18 protein-coding genes are annotated in these 20754 nt (G+C 46.0%); 6 read left to right on the top strand and 12 right to left on the bottom strand.

What is annotated here, in order from left to right; all coding sequences use genetic code 11:
* Positions 1–42: 42 nt before the first annotated feature.
* Positions 43–1794 carry a sensor histidine kinase gene (locus tag AC58UW_RS20045; protein WP_497422378.1) on the bottom strand — a complete coding sequence of 584 codons (1752 nt, stop codon included), beginning with the start codon at positions 1792–1794 and terminating at the stop codon, positions 43–45.
* A gap of 617 nt (positions 1795–2411) precedes the next feature.
* On the opposite strand from AC58UW_RS20045, the gene greA reads away from it, so the two are divergent.
* Entirely contained in the window at positions 2412–2882 is a 471-nt protein-coding gene (greA, locus tag AC58UW_RS20040) for a transcription elongation factor GreA (RefSeq protein WP_497422377.1), read from the top strand.
* Positions 2883–2964: 82 nt separating this feature from the next.
* Here the strand turns inward: greA and murI are convergent, their stop codons facing one another.
* The 7 genes from murI to AC58UW_RS20005 all read right to left on the bottom strand — a co-directional run bounded on the left by murI (position 2965) and on the right by AC58UW_RS20005 (position 9563).
* Positions 2965–3741 (bottom strand): glutamate racemase, encoded by a 777-nt coding sequence (gene murI, locus AC58UW_RS20035; RefSeq protein ID WP_497422376.1) that lies wholly within the window; start codon positions 3739–3741, stop codon positions 2965–2967.
* A gap of 31 nt (positions 3742–3772) precedes the next feature.
* Positions 3773–4543, bottom strand: coding sequence for a Cof-type HAD-IIB family hydrolase (locus AC58UW_RS20030; RefSeq protein ID WP_497422375.1), 771 nt, complete (start codon positions 4541–4543; stop codon positions 3773–3775).
* A gap of 125 nt (positions 4544–4668) precedes the next feature.
* On the bottom strand, positions 4669–5199 hold the full coding sequence (locus AC58UW_RS20025; protein ID WP_497422374.1) for an ATP-dependent Clp protease proteolytic subunit: 531 nt from the start codon (positions 5197–5199) through the stop codon (positions 4669–4671).
* Between the two features lie 142 nt (positions 5200–5341).
* Positions 5342–7354, bottom strand: coding sequence for an MASE4 domain-containing protein (locus AC58UW_RS20020; RefSeq protein ID WP_497422373.1), 2013 nt, complete (start codon positions 7352–7354; stop codon positions 5342–5344).
* Between the two features lie 122 nt (positions 7355–7476).
* Entirely contained in the window at positions 7477–7794 is a 318-nt protein-coding gene (locus AC58UW_RS20015) for an MGMT family protein (protein ID WP_497422372.1), read from the bottom strand.
* Position 7795: 1 nt separating this feature from the next.
* The gene (locus AC58UW_RS20010; RefSeq protein ID WP_497422371.1) at positions 7796–8884 is read right to left on the bottom strand and encodes a lactonase family protein; all 1089 of its coding nucleotides are present in this window, start codon (positions 8882–8884) and stop codon (positions 7796–7798) included.
* Between the two features lie 67 nt (positions 8885–8951).
* On the bottom strand, positions 8952–9563 hold the full coding sequence (locus tag AC58UW_RS20005) for a TetR/AcrR family transcriptional regulator (RefSeq protein WP_497422370.1): 612 nt from the start codon (positions 9561–9563) through the stop codon (positions 8952–8954).
* A gap of 148 nt (positions 9564–9711) precedes the next feature.
* On the opposite strand from AC58UW_RS20005, the gene AC58UW_RS20000 reads away from it, so the two are divergent.
* The 3 genes from AC58UW_RS20000 to AC58UW_RS19990 all read left to right on the top strand — a co-directional run bounded on the left by AC58UW_RS20000 (position 9712) and on the right by AC58UW_RS19990 (position 12428).
* Positions 9712–10602 (top strand): ABC transporter ATP-binding protein, encoded by an 891-nt coding sequence (locus tag AC58UW_RS20000; protein WP_497422369.1) that lies wholly within the window; start codon positions 9712–9714, stop codon positions 10600–10602.
* Positions 10599–11411 carry an ABC transporter permease subunit gene (locus AC58UW_RS19995; protein WP_497422368.1) on the top strand — a complete coding sequence of 271 codons (813 nt, stop codon included), beginning with the start codon at positions 10599–10601 and terminating at the stop codon, positions 11409–11411. Before AC58UW_RS20000 ends, AC58UW_RS19995 begins: the two co-directional genes overlap by 4 nt.
* 369 nt (positions 11412–11780) lie before the next feature.
* Positions 11781–12428 carry a transcriptional regulator gene (locus AC58UW_RS19990; RefSeq protein WP_497422367.1) on the top strand — a complete coding sequence of 216 codons (648 nt, stop codon included), beginning with the start codon at positions 11781–11783 and terminating at the stop codon, positions 12426–12428.
* 938 nt (positions 12429–13366) lie between these two features.
* Here AC58UW_RS19990 and pruA read toward each other — a convergent pair.
* Both pruA and AC58UW_RS19980 read right to left on the bottom strand, forming a co-directional pair.
* A complete protein-coding gene (pruA, locus tag AC58UW_RS19985) occupies positions 13367–14935 on the bottom strand; it encodes an L-glutamate gamma-semialdehyde dehydrogenase (RefSeq protein ID WP_497422366.1) in 1569 nt (522 codons plus the stop codon).
* A 27-nt stretch (positions 14936–14962) separates the two neighbouring features.
* A complete protein-coding gene (locus AC58UW_RS19980) occupies positions 14963–15877 on the bottom strand; it encodes a proline dehydrogenase family protein (RefSeq protein ID WP_497422365.1) in 915 nt (304 codons plus the stop codon).
* A 230-nt stretch (positions 15878–16107) separates the two neighbouring features.
* On the opposite strand from AC58UW_RS19980, the gene AC58UW_RS19975 reads away from it, so the two are divergent.
* Entirely contained in the window at positions 16108–17838 is a 1731-nt protein-coding gene (locus tag AC58UW_RS19975; protein WP_497422364.1) for a sigma-54 interaction domain-containing protein, read from the top strand.
* Between the two features lie 50 nt (positions 17839–17888).
* Here AC58UW_RS19975 and AC58UW_RS19970 read toward each other — a convergent pair whose 3' ends face one another.
* Positions 17889–18620 carry an aminoglycoside adenylyltransferase domain-containing protein gene (locus AC58UW_RS19970; RefSeq protein ID WP_497422363.1) on the bottom strand — a complete coding sequence of 244 codons (732 nt, stop codon included), beginning with the start codon at positions 18618–18620 and terminating at the stop codon, positions 17889–17891.
* A gap of 69 nt (positions 18621–18689) precedes the next feature.
* Positions 18690–19502, bottom strand: coding sequence for a phytanoyl-CoA dioxygenase family protein (locus tag AC58UW_RS19965; RefSeq protein ID WP_497422362.1), 813 nt, complete (start codon positions 19500–19502; stop codon positions 18690–18692).
* 184 nt (positions 19503–19686) lie between these two features.
* On the opposite strand from AC58UW_RS19965, the gene AC58UW_RS19960 reads away from it, so the two are divergent.
* Positions 19687–20619 (top strand): NHL repeat-containing protein, encoded by a 933-nt coding sequence (locus tag AC58UW_RS19960; RefSeq protein WP_497422361.1) that lies wholly within the window; start codon positions 19687–19689, stop codon positions 20617–20619.
* Positions 20620–20754: the final 135 nt, after the last annotated feature.

The raw sequence follows: 20754 nt of genomic DNA, 5'->3' as shown, positions 1-20754 counted from the left end.
CTCCTTCCTCTCTGCCTAAACAGAAAGGAAGGGGCTTTATGTTTACTGCATTGGTATTGATATTTTAAAGCAAATCCATCCATCTTCTACACACACTTCGATCGTCCCTTTGTAGTGCTCAATTCGCTCCTTTACGACTGACAAACCTAAACCTTGATGCTCGCCATCACCCTTGGTGCTGTAGCCGATCGTAAACATTTGATTGTAGTCCTCTACTTGGAAATCCGGAAGTACGGGATTGGAGACTGATATCGTCACTTGATTCGACTCTGACCATCCGTTCACAATAACCTCGCGTTCGCCTGGCGGGAATTTATTAACCTCGTCAAAAGCATTATCAATCAAATTTCCGATAATTTTCACGAGATCCACGGATTTTACCCCTAAAGCTAAGCCATCAAGTCCCGTAAATTCATAATGAAAATCAATTTTCGTCCGCATAGCAAGCGCAAACTTCGCTTGGATCAAAGCTGCGATCGCTGGATGGCCAATACGAATAATATCGTTCACTTCGTTGATTTCTTCCAGCAACTCTTTCATATACTTCATCTGGTCTTCCTTTTTGCCATTCGCAAGCAGCGCATACATGGTCTGCACATGATTTAAAAAGTCATGCCGCTGACTGCGTATCGTAGCAAACATCAAATCCACATTTTGAATGTACATTTCTTGCGTGGATTGAACCGCGGTTTCACGGCTTTTGGTAATAAACCGGAATACAAAATAAATAAAGATGCAGCTGCAGACGGTAAACAGAACAACGATAAGCATAAGCTGAACGAGCTGTTTGTTTAAAGTGTCTTGAATCGTCTGATAATCCGACGTAATTGAGATGACGTAGGGTACTTCTCGTTGGATTTCGGTCAGTTTGTTCTTAACGGGAACGTAGACAAACGTTTTGAGAATCGGCTTACCATTCCAACTTTCAACAACGCTGACCGGTTTATTATTTTCAATGGACTCTTTATAATATTTCAAATCTTTGTCATTGGAGATGTTGTACGAACCAAACAGCAGCGGCCGATCATACACCGATATGAAAGATGCGCCGTCACTGCCTTTGTACTCAATTGGCTTTGTACCAAACGTAACCCCGTGCAGACCCGAAATTTCCAAAATATCCTGATTTGCAGCAAGCGTTTTCTTTACAACCGTATCGGCTCCTACAATTTCTTTAAAACGCTGAATTTTATCCGCATTCACAAACACACAGATAATATAATTGGTTGAACCATCGTAATAATAACCAAATTTACTGACATTACTTGACCCTGAAGCTGGAACCTCGTAAATGCCTGACCAGAAATTAGGCAGCTTCTGACCTTCAGGAATGGTGACCTGGTGGTTCGTCATCAATTGATCGAAAGCGGTAAACCAGTAGCCGAAAGGAATCGTGCTTTTGATTTGAAGTTCTTTGGGTTCCGATGACTTGCTAACCATGATATCGTTTCCAACACCACTGCGCTTCATCAGTGAAAAACCATCGACCCCCGCTTGTTTGGCTAGCTGAACCAATTGTTCATTGGATACTTTATCAACATCTGGATCAAGCTTGTTCGCGGCGAAAAGAGCGACAGAGCGCAGCTTCTCTCCAACTAAATCTTCCACGAAGAAGGAACCTTCCTCTGACAGTTCAATGGAAGTTCGTATTTGGTTGGCTGTCGACTCCATCCTCATCGATAATGCTTCTGTTAACAGTGATTTGGTATACCAATAATAAGAGGTATTATTCGTCACCAGCAACAGGATAACGATAATTAAGGTGATGTAGATGACTTTGGAGTTTATTCTCATGAAGATGTTCACACTTTCTATATGTTGTAAAATGGATATTACAAAGTTGACACTATGTAAACCTTTTTTCGACACTATCCGAAAATATATGTCTCTTTCAGTAGTATAGTAGGATAGGAAAGCCTTGTCTATCAATTAATGTTGAGGTTTTTAAACCATTGGTAAGATAGGGGAAAATGCCAAGAAACAGGATGGAACTCTACGGCGGAACTACAGGGCGCTATTTCTACAGAAATACGCCCTATTACGTGCGTAGGGAACTAGAGGATGCTATTTCTTCACTTTTGGCTATCATTCAGCCAAATGTAAAGAAATAACGCCCTGTAGTTCCCCCAAACCACTAAAACACCGCTATTCGTCGAAATAACGGACCGCAGTTCCTCCAATTTGGCTGCAAGCCGACTTGGCTCTGCTGTAAGATCGAACCTCCCCACCAAACACCTCAATAACGCTGAATTCAAGACACCGCTAGCCGTTCACACCCTTGCACCTGCTCATCCCACACTTTATACGGCCTCCCCGCTCCCCTGCTTAAAAGTTACTTTTTTACGATTACTTTACTTGACCTCGCTACTTTAGTACTATAACAAGTATCGAATACATGAGGAGCTGTAAAAATGTCCAATGACGAAATTATTCTAACTCCCGAAGGATTACGCAGTTTAGAACTTGAGCTTGAGGAACTAAAAACCGTTAAACGCAAAGAATTGGCAAGCCGTATTAAAACTGCCATTAGCTACGGTGATCTGAAAGAGAACAGCGAATACCATTCGGCCAAAGAAGAACAGGGCTTCATGGAAACCAGAGTTTTGACGATCGAAAGAATGTTAAAGAAAGCACGTGTTGTAACGAATCTTGATGCGTCCAAAGTCCAAGTAGGATCGACAGTCGTGCTTAATGATGTAGAATTCGCCGAGAAAATTGAGTACAAAATCGTTGGTACTTCGGAAGCGAATGTCAATGAAAATAAAATTTCCTACGAAAGCCCGCTAGGCGTTTCACTTATGAATAAAAAAGTTGGCGATACAATCAGCGTAAATGCGCCAATGGGTGTTATTTCTTACGAACTGCTTGAGATTCGCGTGTAGTTAGTTAGCCCGAAAAGGGGCTGTCTTTAAGTAGATATATCTACTTAAAGACAGCCCCTTTTCGGGTTCTCATACTCAACTCTTATACCCCAACTACCTCAAAAAGCTGCAACGCTTTCCGCATTTTCTCCAGGTACATTGGATCTGCATCCGAGCACATCCATTTCAGATCGGAATGTCCTTTACCAAGCAGTTGATCTTGATCGCCTAGCAGCTGCGTCAGCCGGTTCACCGTCCCTGCGCTTCCATCAACAATCTGGATATGATCCGGTAAAACCCTTTTCAATACACGCCGAAAAAAAGGAAAATGCGTACATCCTAGAACAACCGTACCATACATGTTCAGATCGAACGATGCTAATTGAGCATGGAAATAATCGACGATTTGCTGGCTATCCACATTTAATTGCTCACAGAATTGGACTAGTTCCGGCATCGGCAGCGAATCCACCATTCCCATATCATCGACACGGGAAACAAGTTCTCGATACTTGGACTCTTTGAGCGTTAACGGCGTCGCGAGCACAAGCACTCTTTTGCCCGATGAGCGGTTCATGGCAATCGCCGGCTTTACCGCAGGTTCCATGCCGATAATTGGCATTTCGTATATGGTGCGAAGTTCAGTGATAGCAATGCTCGTAGCCGTATTGCAAGCAATAACAAGCGCACTAACCTCTTCCTTGCTGATGGTATACACCGCTTTTTTCACAAAAGAAAGGACCTCATCCTTGGATTTCGTCCCGTAAGGCACGTGGAGCGTATCCGCAAAGTAAAGAAAATCCTCATGAGGCAACTGCTTCATGGCTTCGTGTAGAACGGAAATTCCGCCTATTCCTGAATCAAAAAAAGCTATTCTCATATGTTTTCACCCTGATCTTGTTCTTTCGATGTTAGAGCAATCCTGCTGTTATAAGTCCGTTACGAACGCCATCTTCATCCACGTGTGTTGTCACATGATCAGCATAAGGAAGCAAATCCTTGTGGGAGTTCCCCATTGCGATGCCCATGCCAACAAAGGAAAGCATTTCCATATCATTCAAGCCATCACCAAATGCAACCGCTTCTTCCGGTTTAATACCTACGAGCTCAAGCAGTGCTGCAATTCCTTGCGCTTTGGAACCTCCTGCCGGCAAAACATCGATGGCATGCTGATGCCAGCGAATGAGCTTAAATTCCGATTGAAGCTCTTCATACAGATGCTCATCCGTATCTTCGCAATGCAGGAAAATCTGATAAATATCATTCGTTTTCCAGAAATCCGGGTCATAACCTGGCAAATCCACCTTCAATGAAGAAACGGATCCTGTTACGAATGGATGATCTTCCGTGTCCGTAAAAAACTGGTGCTCCCCTTCGAATACGAGGGAATGTTTGTACTTCGCGGCCAATCTTACCAAAGCCTCAATGCTGCTTTTGGCCATGATACGTCTGTACAGAGGCTCCCCCCGATATACGGCATATCCCCCGTTCAAACAAACATAGGAATCGATCCCGAGCTGCTCAGCCAAGGGCTTAATGAAATATGGGGCTCGTCCGGTAGCAATCACCGGTTCAATGCCTTGCTGCTTTAATTGATGAATAGCTGTTACCGTTGAAGCAGGAACCTGTTTTTCCTCATTGACAAGTGTACCGTCGATATCAAAAAACACAATTTTATACACAGTTGGGTCTCCTTTGCACTTGACGGCAGCTGTCGCTGCCAGCCTTCTCTCTTTCTCTCATTAAACACCAAAAAGAGATAAAAAACAAAGAAAAAGAGAATCCCCTAGGCTTCTCTCCCCAATTGCTATACAATTTCATCAATCACACCATATGATAAAGCCTCCTCAGGACTCATATACCAATTTCGCTGATGCTCCTGAACACGAAGGATCTCATCCTGTGTTAGCTTCGTCTTGGATAAGAGATATTCATCATAAATGTTTTGCAGCCTCTGTGTTTCATCCACCCGGTTTTTCAAATATTCCAGATGACCGTCAATGTGAGTAGAAACCGCATGATACATGAAGGTGCTAAGCCTGCCTGCATATCTTTTGTGGCCACTCACAGCGATTAGCAAGCTCATACTGGCAGCTAGTCCATATACGTAGGTGTGTACAGGCGTCTTACTGTTTTCAATCACATTAATGAGGCCTAGACCGTCATAGACGCTCCCCCCGTTGCTATTAATAATAACGTCGATTGGAACGCGTTTAAAATCTTTTTCTTTCTTATCTTTGTCATCATCAAATTGGTTTATTTTCATGATTTGCTCGACAATGGTTTTCACAGAGCTTTTATTAATGCCATCGAATAGATATAAGGTTCTTTCATTCATCGAAATGCCTCCTGTCCTATGGCCTATTGATACAGATAGTCTATTCCTCTTGTAAAGACTTTGTAACTCTTTTGCTTGTTTTTTGCAAATTTTTGGGCGAAAATGAGAAGAACCTGGCACTAGGCCAGATTCTTCGTGAATTTTATTTAGAAAGCGACTCGTCTTTATATGCATCAAATTGAACAGTGAAAACAGAACCCTTGCCCAGTTCGGAGTCCACCAACACTTTACCGTGATGAGCTTCTACAATTTCTTTGACAATAGAAAGTCCAAGTCCCGTGCCCCCGATTTTCCTGCGATCCGAATTATCCACGCGATAGAATCTCGCAAATAATTTGTCCAACGCATCCGCTGGAATGCCGAGTCCATAATCCTGGATTATTATGAGCACATGGCCATTCTCACGTTCTACATACACATCAATCTTCGATTCATTAGGAGAATACTTAATGCTGTTGGAGATCAGATTATGAAAAACCTGTTTCAGACGTTCTTCGTCCCCATGAATAAAAGGGCTATCGTCAAGGATGTGCAGTGCAATCTCATGATTGTCTTTCCCCTGCCATTGATCTACGATTTCGCCCATCAGATGCGCCGCGTTCAACATTTGAAAATGAAAGGCATGCCGACCTGAATCCAATCGCTGCAAATCCAAAAAATCGTTGATTAAATTGGATAACCGCATAGACTCTTTATGAATCGTCTCCACGTACTTGGCTCGCTTGTCCTCTGTGACGCTGCGGGTCGCCAAAATCTCAATAAACCCCATAATGGAAGACAGCGGAGTTCGGATTTCATGGGAAATAATGGAGACAAACTCGTTTTTCATTTCATCGATCCGCTCCTCCTCGGTCCGGTCCCTGAATCCAAATAAATGCCCCCTGAGCGTGTCTGCTCCCTCGTCTACTATCGGATTTACGTAGCATTCATAATGCTTCATTTCACCGGAAAGCGATACTCTTGAAATCCTTTTCAGAAAAGGCGGTATATTTTGGTTAAAATAGGCTTCAACGACGTTGTTAAATGCAGCATCTGACGTTCGCATGCCTTGGCAATACGTTGACAAGCAATCCCCTTTGTTTATCGGATTTTCAAAAAAAAGCTCCACACGCCGGTTCGCAAAAATGACTCTGCCTACGGTATCACACATGACAATAGCTTCATGGCTGGACTCCAGCATTTGCTCGATAATTGTGTTTTGTTCGGAGATCGTCCTCTCCGCCTGCTGACTTTCTCCAAGAAGCACTTTGTAGCTAAACTCGCTATCTTTTACTTTTCTAAAAAGATCCGCCATGTTCAGATACATTTTCGAAAACTCATAGATCATTCCGGCCAGTACAACATTCGAGCATACAAAGGAGTTCCACTTGGCTACGTACCAGCCCAAACTAAAACGTCCGCCGCCGCAAAGGACAATGATGACATCCAGCATCATCGCGAGGATAGCAACGCACAGCCAGATTGAGGTTACCGTACTAGCCTTAGTCCGAATGTAGAAAATCAGCAATGTGATAAACGTAAGCACAACGATTGGGATCCCAACAAGCTTAACAAACGTGGGAGACAACTGTCCTTGCGACAAAACAGTTGGCAACTGTTCAACGTAATGCGTCGTAAACAAGGTACACACAGCTAGCAAAACGATTGTACCGATAAATGTAGCCCAACCGGCTAGCTTTGCTTGTCGAGCACTGTACCGCACATTTCTATATGTGGCATCTAGCCACAAATAAAGCAGGATGGCCAGCGGAAAGCCTAGGTGCCAAAGCGCATACAACCAAACGGACGTCTGAGGTCCCGAGTTGAACACCCCATTGTCAGCAAATACTCGGGGGAACGCGAGGATGTAAACTAAGCTCATTCCTGCCGAGAACAAATAGGCTGCGAATAGGGCAAGCACGGCAGGTAAACGGGAAATTTTGAACTGACTATATATCACATAAGCGGTAATGAGTTCAAAGCAAACGACCGTAGAGAAAATAGCTGGCTGAAAAGCAGCCATTTCTCCTAGCTGAATGCGTACAAAAGGCACGGAAAACAAAGAGATAAGGGTTACTAGTGCCCCAATGATATAAGCAAACCGCCGCTGTGCGCGATTAGACGGCATCGTTAATAAATTATATACCGATGATGGCAGCGCTTGATGTTGACTCATGATAACCCCCGATAATGCTTAGCTTAGTGCTTTACACTTCGACAAGATTCTACAGTTTCCTTCTGACATACGAAAGCCTCACTTCTTATTGTTGCAAGAAATGAGGCTGGTTATGTTACAGCTTATGTATTTTCTTCCAAGTGAGCCTGATAGCGTTCAAGCGAGATTAAGCGATCTTCGATGAGTTCAATGCCTTCTGCTTGAAGTAAAAAGCTTTGCAGCTCCGATCCTTCATCATCTGGGATTGCGATTTCCCCTTTCGCATTAACGACTCTATGCCATGGCAGCTTATACTTTTTGCTCATCGCATGTAAAATCCGCACCACTTGGCGGGCTCCTCTGGGGCTTCCCGCAAGCCGCGAAATCTGTCCGTAGGTCATCACTTTGCCTTCAGGGATAGCACGGATAATTTCGATAACGCGTTCCGTGTACGGTGTCATGTTATTCTACAATTGCAAATTTGATGCATACCGGTTTAGACAGCGTCAGCACGCTTCCGGTTGGCTGGAGTTTCCCAGTTGCCGCATCTCTTGCGAACGATACAATGTTATCCGAGTCTTTGTTAGCGACTAAAAGATGGGCCCCGTCTGGTGAAATGGCAAAATTACGCGGATGTTTTCCAAGCGTAGGTGCATATTCGACTGGAGTCAATTTCCCCGTATCCGCATCAATAGCGTACACAACGATGCTGTCATGCCCGCGATTCGAGCCGTATAGATACTTTCCGTCAGGAGATACGTGAATGTCCGCGCAGGCATTTTCACCTTCGAACGCCTCGGGAAGCGTAGAAATCGTTTGGATTTCAGTAAGCACGCCCTGCTCCTCCTTGAAGCTAAACGCTGTCACAGTGGAGCCTAATTCATTGATTACGTACCCGTATTTGTAGGACGGGTGAAAGGCAAAATGCCGCGGTCCTGACCCTGGAGCAACAGACACTTCACCATGAGGATGCAGCTTTTTCACAGCAAGATCGAGCTTGTACAGCTTTATTTTATCCAAACCTAAATCACAAACGCCAACATAGGTATTCGTACGATCCAAGAAAACGGAATGAGCACGCGGTCTATCCTGGACATCCAAAAGACTGGCCCCTGCATGCTGCTGAATATCTGCATTTTCACCGATGCGCCCATCCGCTACAACCGGCGACAAGCCTACCATGCCCCCGTGATAGCTTGAAACCATAATCACTTGATTCGAATGGTCAAGCTGGATATGGCAAGTGGTCGCTGGAAGCGTGATCTCATTGTTCAAAAAGGCTAATTTCCCCGAAGCTGTGTCAATCTCATAAGAGCTTGCTGCTCCGCAGCGTTGACCGCTTTCGTTAATCCCTTCGGATATAGCGTAGAGCCTCCAATTTTCCTTATCGACGGATAGAAACGTTGGATTTTGCAAACCCTCCACTTCGTGAAGGATTTCGAGATTTCCATTACTTTCTCCATATTGACAGGTATACACGCCTGGATTGCTTGAATCCGCATAGGAACCAATAAATGCTAGCGTTTTCTGGGACTTAGACAAAATAACCATCTCCTAATTTATCAATTTCCTATGTGCATTATCTCAAATCCAGTCCTTTGGAGCAATATGGCAAGGATTAGGATACATCCGACGGCTGAGCGACTGCTCCGATTCCGTAGAAAAACAAATGAGCCATCTCCTCGATCAGCACTTCCATATTCCCCTGCTGCTCGGCATATTCAAGCATCGTGTCCGCTTGATTGGTCAGCATTTGCATATACATGATGATCGTGGATGTGGAGAGTTTTTCGGTGATCTCGCCATTTCTCTTGCCATCTTCAATAAGCTTGATCACAAGTGGAATGCCTTTCGCCATATATTCTTCTCTAACGAAGCGCGCCAATTCCGGGTCCCCCTGCCAGATCTCCTTCATCATCTGCAAACTGAAGGTTTTGGACGATTCCTTTTTTTGAAAAATGATATATTCAATCTTCTCTTTCAACGTATGACTGCCAGCTAAAAAGTCATCGAATTCCTTGATCGTCTTCCGGATATAATCCATAATTGCTTCTCTTACCAACGCTTCTTTACTGCCATAATAATTATAAATCGTAACCTGCGAAACACCGGCCTCCTCGGCAATATCGGCAATTCGCAGTTTTTTGGGATCGGTCGTTTGGAGCAAGTGCAGTGCAGCCTGCATAATGCTTTGTTTTTTTTGCTGGGCCCTTTTTTCAAAGCCGTTCATTTACATCACCTGTTTATTAGAATAATGAAATTATAGCATAAAAATATTTCAAAAGTTATTGACGAGGGGTTCATGGAGGAGTAACATAAGTTTTGAAATAAAATGTCGGTTATATTTCATAACTTTACGTTTTCGGAGGTGGCCGTGCATGTTGACCGTTGAGCAGTTGACCAAAAAGTTCCCGAACGGGAAAGGCATTTTCAATGTCTCATTTTCAGTTAAAAAAGGCGAGGTTTTCGGTTTTCTCGGGCCAAATGGCGCAGGGAAATCAACGACGATAAGGCATATCATGGGATTCATGAAGCCGGATAAAGGGTCGGTCACGGCTCACGGGCTGGATACATGGACCCAGCAAGGAACTGTTCAAAAGTATCTAGGATATTTGCCGGGCGAAATTGCTTTTATAGAAGGAATGACTGGGAAGTCATTTTTGGATTTTATGGCTGAAATGCAGGGCATGAAGAAGTTGGCACGGCAAGATGAGCTTATCGAACGCTTTCAGTTCGACGTCAAGACGCCCATTCGCAAAATGTCAAAAGGCATGAAACAAAAAGTCGGCATCGTAGCCGCATTCATGCATCAACCAGAGGTTATCATCTTGGATGAGCCGACTTCCGGGTTGGATCCACTCATGCAAAAGGTGTTCATTAACCTCGTGCTGGAGGAAAAAGAACGCGGCACCACCTTCCTGATGTCTTCGCATAGCTTTCCCGAAATTGAGCGAACATGTGACCGGGCAGCGATCATTAAGGATGGTGTAATCCTTACCGTCAAAGACATCCATGAACTGCAGTCCATGCAGCGGAAATTGTTCGAAGTGACTTTCGAACAGGCGGCAGATGCGGAAGTATTTATTAGGACGTCCGGCTTGGTGATCGAATCTATCGAAGGCAGCCGGGTGCGGGTGGCTGTTCAGGGTGAGTACGCTCACTTCTTGGCGGAAACGTCGAAGTACGCGATTCGCAACCTCGATGTGTTTACACAAAGCCTCGAAGACGTGTTCATGAACTACTACGACCGGAAGGGGGCTTTACAATGAATGTCGCACTCTATAAACATATGATGAAGATTCATTTCAAAGGCATGATCAATTATGCATTCGGATCAGCTTTCTATATCTTGCTTATGTTTTGGTTGTTTCCAAGCTTCGCGGGGAATAACGAAGCGCTGAATGAGTTGATAAAGTCCCTGCCTGCGAGCATTACCAACGCCTTCAATTTAGGCAGCGGCTTTGGGACTGTGGAGGGGTTCATCTCCGGAGAATATTACGGCTTGCTGCTCGTTCTGATCGTAGCCATCTTCTGTATTCTGTTCTCCACTCAGTTAATGGCGAAGCTCGTAGACCAAGGTGCGATGGCTTATTTGCTCATAGCGCCTACGACTCGCGGCAAAGTCGCTTTGACACAGGCCGCTGTGCTTGTGACAGGGCTTGTGACGATCATGGCAGTCACGACGTTGTGCGGTTTTGCGGGGTATGCTCTGTTTATCGGAAATTTAAGCGCCTTTCACGGCGCGGCTTATCTTCGAATGAACGTCGCGGCGTTCTTGCTGTTTTTCGCAGTCGGCGGCATCGCCTTTCTCGTCTCGTCGGTGGCAAATGATGAGAAAAAGGCGCTCCGTATCTCCGCAGTACTGACGTTTGGATTTTTCTCTTTGGATTTTATCGGTAAGCTAAGCGAGAAAATTGATTGGCTGCGCAGCCTGAGCTACTTTTCGCTTTATGATCCGAGTGGGATCATTGTTGGCGAGGCGGAAATTGGGCTTGCTTGGTCGATATTGGCTGCCATTGGCGTTGTGGCTTTTGTAGCAGGGGTTGTGCTGTTTCGCCGACGGGATTTGCCTTTGTAGGCGGGCGTTGTGGGAACTACGGTGCGCTATTTCTTAAAACAGCGGGGGTTGCTCGTGTGGAGGGGAACTACAGGACGTTATTTCTTCGCATTTGGCTGAGTTTGAGCCAAATGTGAGGAAATAACGGACCCTAGTTCCCCCTCGACGAGGAAAAGGCGCATTTCGTAGAAATAACGCCCTGTAGTTCCTAAGAAAAGACTGGCAGAACAATCTTGTCTCCGTTATACTTGAATTAATTATACAAGCTGGTCGTGAAGCACACGCCGCTTTCATCTAAGTTCGCAGGAGTCCTCTCCTTGACGAACAGGTGAAAGCGGCGTTTTGCGTTTTATCCCAGCAAAATTCTAGTAGAGAAAGATGGGATTATTAATGAGATTTGAGAAAGCCTTTGAAGATTTCATGACTTCACAGATTGCTGAGGAAACCAATGGGCGCAGACGGGAGCGATTGGAGCAAGGACTAGGACATGCGGAAATGGAATTTCTCCGTGCTGTGTGGTTCCCGGTTATCGGACACTTTGACAATCTATATCCGGAATGGGAAGTGCGCGACTTTACTAATGGGTATCGTTACTTGGACTTTGCTTACATGCCTGGCGATGCCAGAGGAGCAATTGAAATCCAAGGTTACAGCTCACATGCTCGGGATCTTGAACTTTGGCGCTTCAAAGATCTTTGCCAGAGACATTGCCATCTTGCATTGGACGGCTGGCTGGTTATGCCTATCGCCTATCCGTCAATCATAGAGTCGCCAAAGCTGTGTCAACAGCTTGTTCTCTCCTTGGTGGGCAGATTCATCTCCTCCGCCCATACTCTAGAGCACCTCACTTGGGTCGAAAGCGAAGCGATTCGATTCGCAAGGCGAATGATGCGCCCCCTCTCCCCTTCCGACTTAGCCTCCCATCTTCAAGTGAGCACTAGATATGCCAGAAAGCTTTTGCATGGCTTGTGCGAAAAGCAGCTGTTACTCGTCTCGAGCGGGCATACGCGAGCACGTATGTACCGGTTGAATTTGTAAGAGTTAGGCGGAAGCCTAACTTCGCAGCCAAGCCAACTTAGCGGAACTACGGTCCGCTATTTCTGTGAATAGCGGGGGTTAGGCGCTTGGAGGGGAACTACGGTCCGCTATTTCTGCGAATAGCGGGGGCTAGGCAGCTTGCGGGAACTACAGGTCCTTATTTCTTCGTATTTGGCTGAATTTCAGCCAAATCTGAGGAAATAGCGGACCCTAGTTCCCCTCAGCGCGTAAAAGGGCGCATTTCGAAGAAATAGCGCCCTGTAGTTCCCATCCGCGGGAGGATGGAAGCGTTTGGAGGCGTTGACGACTCCTCCGTTGTTTAACTGGTTTAAGAGCGCGAAATCAGCGAATTCTCATGGGGTTAGAACGCGTAACGCTGAGAACTCAGCGTTACTGACGTGTTTGGTGGAGAGGTTCGACCTCACACCAGAGCTAAGTTGGCTGCCAAGCCAACTTAGCGGAACTACGGTCCGCTATTTCTGCGAATAGCGGGGGCTAGGCAGCTTGCGGGAACTACAGGTCCTTATTTCTTCGTATTTGGCTGAATTTCAGCCAAATCTGAGGGAATAACGGACCCTAGTTCCCCTCAGCGCGTAAAAGGGCGCTTTTCATAGAAATAGCGCCCTTTAGTTCCCATCCGCGGGAGGATGGAAGCGTTTGGAGGCGTTGACGACTCCTCCGTTGTTTAACTGGTCTAAGAGCGCGAAATCAGCGAATTCTCATGGGGTTAGAACGCGTAACGCTGAGAACTCAGCGTTACTGACGTGTATGGTGGAGAGGTTCGACCTCACACCAGAGCTAAGTTGGCTACCCAGCCAACTTAGCGGAACTACGGTCCGCTATTTCTGCGAATAGCGGGGGCTAGGCGCCTGGAGGGGAATGCAGAGCCCCTCAAGACAACAAAAAAGACGGACACATTCGTCCGTCTTTCATCTTTATTACACCTTGCGAGATGTCAGCTTCGCTTGCGTGAAGAGCAGCAGGTAATCATTACCGCCTGCTTTGGAGTCTGTTCCCGACATGTTAAAGCCGCCGAAAGGATGAACACCAACCAAAGCGCCCGTGCATTTGCGGTTAATGTACAAGTTGCCGCAATGTACAGTGTCAAGCGCTTCAGAGATACGCTCTTCGTTGGTGGAGAAGTACGATCCCGTCAAACCAAACTCCGTATCGTTGTACATCGCGATAGCTTCTTTCCAATCCTCCGCTTTCGCGATGGCCAGAACTGGCCCGAAGATTTCTTCCTGCATAATGCGAGCTTTACCGCTTACATCGCCGAATACGGTAGGCTGAATGTAGTAACCGTTGCCTTCAGCTTTGCCGCCGCCAGCCAGAAGTGTTCCTTCGTTTTTACCAACTTCGATGTAATCCAGAATCCGCTCGTAAGAAGTTTTATCAATAACTGGACCTGCCGCAAAATTAAGCTCTGGCAAACCACTTTGAATTTGGTTCGTTAAAGCAACGACTTTTTCAACCACTTCGTCATATACGGACTCCACAATGATCGCTCTGGAACCAGCGGAACACTTTTGCCCTTGAAATCCAAAAGCCGATGCCACGATTGCCGCTGCAGCCGCGTTAAGATCAGCTGTTTCGTCTACGACGATACCATCTTTGCCACCCATTTCAGCTACAACGCGCTTAATCCAAATTTGACCCGGAACGGTATCAGCGGCAAGCTTGTTGATGCGTAATCCTACTTCTTTGGAGCCTGTGAAGGAGATAAACCGCGTTTTCGGATGAGTCGTTAAGTAGTCCCCAACCTCAGCACCGCTGCCCGGAATGAAGTTGATGACGCCTGCTGGCAGTCCCACTTCTTCCATGAGCGCAACAAATTTGTGCGCAATCACTGGCGTCGTGGAAGCTGGTTTAAGCAGAACGGTATTACCGGATACAACAGCCGCCATCGTCATCCCCACACAGATCGCAAGCGGGAAATTCCAAGGAGGAATAATAACGCCAACACCTAGTGGGATGTACGTTAGTTTGTTGTTTTCACCTGGAATTTTGACTAGTGGCTGCGTCTCGTTAATTTCACTCAGGCGAATCATTTCACGCGCATAAAACTCGATGAAATCAATCGCTTCTGCCGTATCAACATCGGCTTCCACGTAGTTTTTGCCGGATTCAAGCAACATCAACGCTGAGAATTCATGCTTGCGAGCACGCATCAGTGCCGCAGCTTTGAACAAGTATTCGGCACGCTCTCTTGCCGGAACCTTTTTCCAAGACTCAAAGGTTTCAAGCGCAACGTTCATCGCCTTTTCTGAAAGAGCTTGGTCCGCTTTGCTTACGTAACCGATAATTTCATCCACATTACCTGGGTTAATGGAAGTAATTTTCGCTTCAGTCGTTACTTTCTCCGACCCGATGTGGAGCGGATACTCGCGGCCCATTTCCTCTTTTACTTTCGAAATAGCTGCCTGCATGGCCTTTTTATTTGCCTCAAGGTTAAAATCTGTAAACGGCTCATTCGCGTAGGGGCTCACCTTTGTAAATGTTGTCATGTTATTTCTCCTCTCCGAGTGGGAAGTTTATTTAAACATATTTTTAAGAACAAACCAGACATTGGCTGGACGTTCTGCTAGCCTTCTCATGAAATAACCGAACCAATCCACACCGTAAGGAACATAGATGCGTACCCGGTATCCTTCTTTCACTAATTGCTTCTGCAATTCTTCACAAATCCCGTACAGCATCTGGAACTCAAACTGATCGCCTGAAATCCCATTCGTTCTAGCAAAATCCTTTGTAAAATTGATAATCGCTTCATCATGGCTGGCAATCGCCGTATAATGGCCGTTTAGCAAATGCTTTTGAATTATTTTTTTGTAGTTATCATCAACAGCACTTTTCTCTGGAAAAGCAACCTGCGGGGATTCCTTGTACGCCCCTTTCACAAGACGCAAGTTCGCGCCAAGCTCATGCAAATCGTCCATATCCTTCATCGTGCGGAACAAATAGGCTTGAATAACGATACCTACGTTGTCGTAGTCTTTTCGAAGCTCACGATAAATGTCCAAAGAAATTTGGCAGTGCGCATAATCTTCCATATCAATCCGGACAAAATTGCCGTGCATGCGAGCGCGGTCAAGAATCCGTCTCATATTGCTTACACACAAATCTCTACTTATGTCTAGACCAAGCGAGGTCATTTTTAGAGATAAATTGGATGTGACGCCTGATTGGGCGATGGCATCTAAGGTTTGGATACACATATCCGCAGATTCCAAGGCTTCCGCTTCGCTGAAAACAAACTCCCCTAAATGATCCAGTGTGGCAACACGGCCATCCTGATTGAGTCCGCGCACAGCAGTAATAGATTGCTGAATGGTCTCACCGGCAACAAAACGTGCGGCGCCAAAGCGTAATCCATATCGCTTCGCTAAGCGATTCGCGGTGCGGCTCTTCCCTAAAGATTGAAACATGTTTCTCATCATGAGTTCCATCTGTGTTATTCCTCCAAAGGAATTTGTACAATAGTGTTTAATTCATGTTTTTATTGTACACTATAAAATATATTTTGAACACTATTTGTTTATGTGTATATTTTTCATAATTTTGAACACATTATCAACTATACTCCTATCATACTCGCTGCCCTTGCAGAACGTGTTGAATCGCCATTAGCTTCGTGGTAAATTTATAGCAAATCAATGCTCCATAAATGAGGTCGACTATGTTCAAAAATGAACACTTTCTGTTAAACACCGCGATAGTTACCATCTCTATAGAAGCAACACTCGAAGAAGTTTCCTCCTATTTAAATAAAGGCACGGCTGTTATTGCCCATTCGGAAATCCACACCTGTTTATTTACGCCGGAAGACGCCGCGCTTCTGCCTGCATTATCCGCTGTGAACGTCAAGGCTTTATTGGAGAAGAGCTCCTTTTTTCTTGCAGAATCTGTGCAATTGGACGATAACGAAGGCCAGCCAAGCAGCATTCCTCTGCCGCCAGTATCGAATCGACCTCTTCTGATTAAGGATAAAGAAGGGAACATACGGGGATACTCTTCTTTGTCTGGCCTTTTCCGTACTGCAGCTCTAGAACAGCAAAAGTGGGCATCATACTTCACCGCCCTTGCTGACACCGTTACTGATGCTGTCACAGTCGTTGATCGAGACGGCGGTGTGATCTGCTGGAATACAGTTGCCGAAGAGCTGTATCAGCTTCCGAGCGAAGATATTTTAGGGAAGCGGATTGGTGAGCATTTTGACGTAGAAACCCTAATGGTGCTCAAAATTTTGGACGAAGGCCGCGTGATTCGTAATACCTATCACCGACCGCGCCCAGACACACATGTGCTTATTAACGCCTCCCCGATTAGGGATGCCCAAGGACATATCATTGGCGGTATTGCGACTGAACAGGATATTACACAGCTGGTGAGATTAAATGAACAGTTAACATCTGCTGAGTCCTTCGGACTTCCTAATAAAGAACAAACTGAAGATTTATTTACTTTGATCAAAGGCAAAGGTCCTGCAATCGGCAAAGTCATTGGGTGGGCCAAAAAGGTAGCCGCAACAGAAACACCCGTCCTCCTCATTGGAGAATCGGGCGTCGGAAAGGAGCAGCTGGCTCATATTATTCATCAGTCTAGCTCGCGGTCCGAGCATCCTTTCTTGACACTCAATTGCGGCATTGTGCCCGCGGGGCTGCTTGAGGCTGAATTATTCGGCTATCAAGGCGGCGCTTTTACAGGGAGTGACACAGGGGAAGCCGGGAAATTGGAGCTAGCCAAAGACGGCACTTTATTCATTAATGAGGTCGAGAAGCTTCCGCTTGATCTTCAAGCCAAGCTCTACCACTCTATCACGCAGCAAACCATTGTCCGTTCGGGAGGAAGCCAACCCATTCGAGTTCGCACGCGGATTATCATTGCAACTACGCAGGATCTGGCAGCTAAGCTGGTAACTCAGGAATTCCGCGCTGATCTGTACTATGCGCTTAATGTTATTTCCATCCGAATTCCGCCTTTACGCGATAGAACGGAAGATATTCCTGCCATGGTTCATATGTATCTAAAGCAGTTTTCTTTGCAATATCAGAAGCCGGTTCCCGTGCTTTCCCCAGAAGTCATTTTGGCGCTCACGAACTATACTTGGCCTGGAAATATACAAGAATTAAAAAATGTCATCGAGCGCTGCGTCATTCTTAGTGATGAGGATATGATCCAACTGGAGCATCTGCCTACAGCCCTGCAAGAGGGCCAGCCTAGCCTAGCCTCTTTTGAAGGAGATTCCGCAGCCGTCTTATTGAAAGCTAAGGTATCGGACGAGGAAGAAATCACACTCATCGAAGAAGCGCTTGCCAAGACAGCAGGAAATAAAAGCGCAGCCGCCAAGCTGTTAGGCATTTCCCGAGGCACCCTTTATAACAAAATGAAAGAATATCAGATGGAGTAAAAATAAAAGCAAAAGTCCCCTTCCATATCCAGATGGAAAAGGGACTTTTATTATTTTTCAGCGTAATCAAGGGTATACCTGACAAAGGCCAACGTTTCATCGATTGCGTTCAGCTCATCTCCCCTGCGCCATGCCAGGGCTTGCCGGATCAGCGACTCCCACTTGCTTCCATGTGTATCAATCATCCACTGGGCTGCGGCAGGCTTCGAGGCGACAAGCCCTTCATCTATCGTGTACAAGCATCTGCACATTGTAAGAATGGCATAGGCTTGATATTCACTCGTGTCGATGCGTGACGCATCCTCAAATAATAAGGCCCACCATTCGTTTAAAATCGCTTGCGTGGCTTTTTTGAGCTCAGCTGGTGCAACAGGATCAATCAGAGTATCTGGTGCTGGGCCGTACAATGTAAGGCCATGTTCACGAATGATGGCTCGCTGAATAATCCAATCGCTCGCATGCCCATCTACACCAAAGCTGCCGTCACAACGCAACGCAGGATGCCAACATTGCTCTGGATCATAGCGTTTCAGCAAGTTCAACGAAATATAGGAACCTTCCATGTTGCTAGCCCATTTGAACCCCTGGTTTCGCAGATCAGCATGCATTTGTTCCAAGGCTGGAATCCTTTCTGCAGGCAGTTCAATCCGAGTTGCCACCAGGAAATCAACATCACTCGTTTCACGGTTGAAGTCTCCCAGTGCTAGGGAACCGTGAACATAAACCCCAACAACATCCTGATCGAGTACACGTTTGATACCAAGCAGCAGTTGCGCTAGCATTTCGTTAATATCTGGAAAAGGCGTAGGTTTCGAGTTAGGAATACGTAAATCCCCTTTCTTACCGAAGGGCTATCTCTGGTAAACCGCCGGGAAGCTCTCTCCGGACATGATCTCGCCTGGCGCCACATGAATATGGGGCTCCATTGGATGACCGCCTGTCGGAGCGTAATACGTATGACCTGGCATATAGTGAACCGCAATCGCCCTTCGTTTCATTTCTGAACGGTTATTCGGACTGCCATGCCATGTCAGAGAGTGGTGGTAGCCAACTTGACCTTTTTTAATTTCAAAAGGTACCGCTTCCACTTTTGCTCCTTCAGGCAGCAAGTCCGGCTGTTTGTGAACCGGCATGAACGCGTCGTTCGAACCTAAATATTTTTGATGATTGCCCCATTTATGACTGCCCGGCACCATCCACATGCAGCCGTTTTCAATGACCGCATCATCCAAAGCTACCCATGCGCTGATGAGCTCAGCGGGTTGAATCACCGGCCATAGCGGGTGATCTTGATGCCAGTGTGTCGGGCCTCCCATGACTGGCGGTTTGTATTGAATTTGATCGTGCCAAATTCGAAGCGTATCCGTACGGCATAGTTGCGCAACTTCCTCACAAATTCTGCGGTTAGCCGCATGCTGTAAATACACATCACTCGCCATCCATATATTCACGATTTGGACAACGGTTTCCTTCTTCGTTATAGTCATCCCGTAATGGGAGTTATCGAGCATATTGCGGTTGAGGATTGGCTTTTTAACAGATTTCCCTTCCATGACATTTTCCAGCTCTTCACGGAGTTGTTCCACTTCTTCATCGGATAAAACGACATCGCCTTTAAGAAACCCCAACTCATCGAATTGTTTGATCTGCTCTTGTGATAGCATGAATGATTCCTCCTCGCTTGGTATATCTTTATTGTACGGTCAGCAAACTTCTGAGTCGTTAGATATTTCCAACCTGAAATTGCACTTTTCACAGAAAAATCAAACCTGAGAAATTAACCGCCCTATTTTGTTAGGGGATGGTGTATGATGATAAAGAAGCTTGTCAACACTAAGGAGGTTTCAAATGTCTGAGCAGCTTATTATTGGAAACGCTTCACATCTTTATGCCGTGCAAGAAGGCTGGGGCCAACTACCAGCTGATATCCAATATGGTTACACACATGGGGTATGCGTAGATGATGAAGATCGTGTGTATGTACATCATACTGGCAAAGAGTCCGTTGTTGTATTTGACAAAAACGGCACCTTTCTTACTTCCTGGGGAAGTGAATTTGAAGGCGGTGCCCATGGTTTTTACTTGCATCGCAATTCGGATGGACAACAGCACCTTTATTTTGCCGACACCAAACGCTCCATGATCGTCAAAACGACATTATCCGGTGAAGTGCTCCTGCGGATTACTCCGCCAGATCGGCCTGATCTGTATGATGCTGAACGCAAATATGTGCCAACAGATGTTTGTGTCGCTCCAAACGGGGACATTTATGTTTCCGATGGCTATGGTCAATCTTACGTCCATCACTACAATGCAGAGGGAACTTATATCCGCTCGTGGGGCGGGCCGGGATCTGAGCCAGGCAAGCTTAATTCGCCTCACGGCATCTCCATCAATCTGCGCGGAGAAGTACCGGAAATATACATAGCTGACCGCAGTAACAACCGTATCCAAGTCTTCACCCTAGAAGGCGAGCACCTGCGTTTCGTTGAACATAATTTGGATCTTCCTTGTTCTTTCTACTTCTTCGGCGATGAAGTTTATCTGCCCGATCTTCACAGCCGAGTGACCATCTTGGACGCAAATGATCGTTTGATCACTCACTTAGGCGAGGATCAACAAGCCTACAAACAGCAAGGTTGGCCGAATCTTCCCAAAAGCTATTACCGTCCGGATCGATTCAGCTCCCCGCACGGCATCTGTGTAGATTCCGAAGGCAACGTCTACTTGGCCGAGTGGATTTCCGATGGCCGGGTAACGAAGCTAGTCAGGCAGCGGTAGAATAAAGGGACTGTCCACAAGGTCATCACTAACGACTTTGTGGATAGTCTTTCTTTATTGACGCAAGCAAAATCTGCCTGCAACGCCCCATCCCTTTTGCCAAAGGAAATAGAGGGCAGCAATTTCCGAAAACAG

This window comes from Paenibacillus sp. J22R160, from assembly GCF_059692135.1.
The sequence above is the reverse complement of the archived record's forward strand: the minus strand, read 5'-3'. Positions and strand labels throughout refer to the sequence as shown.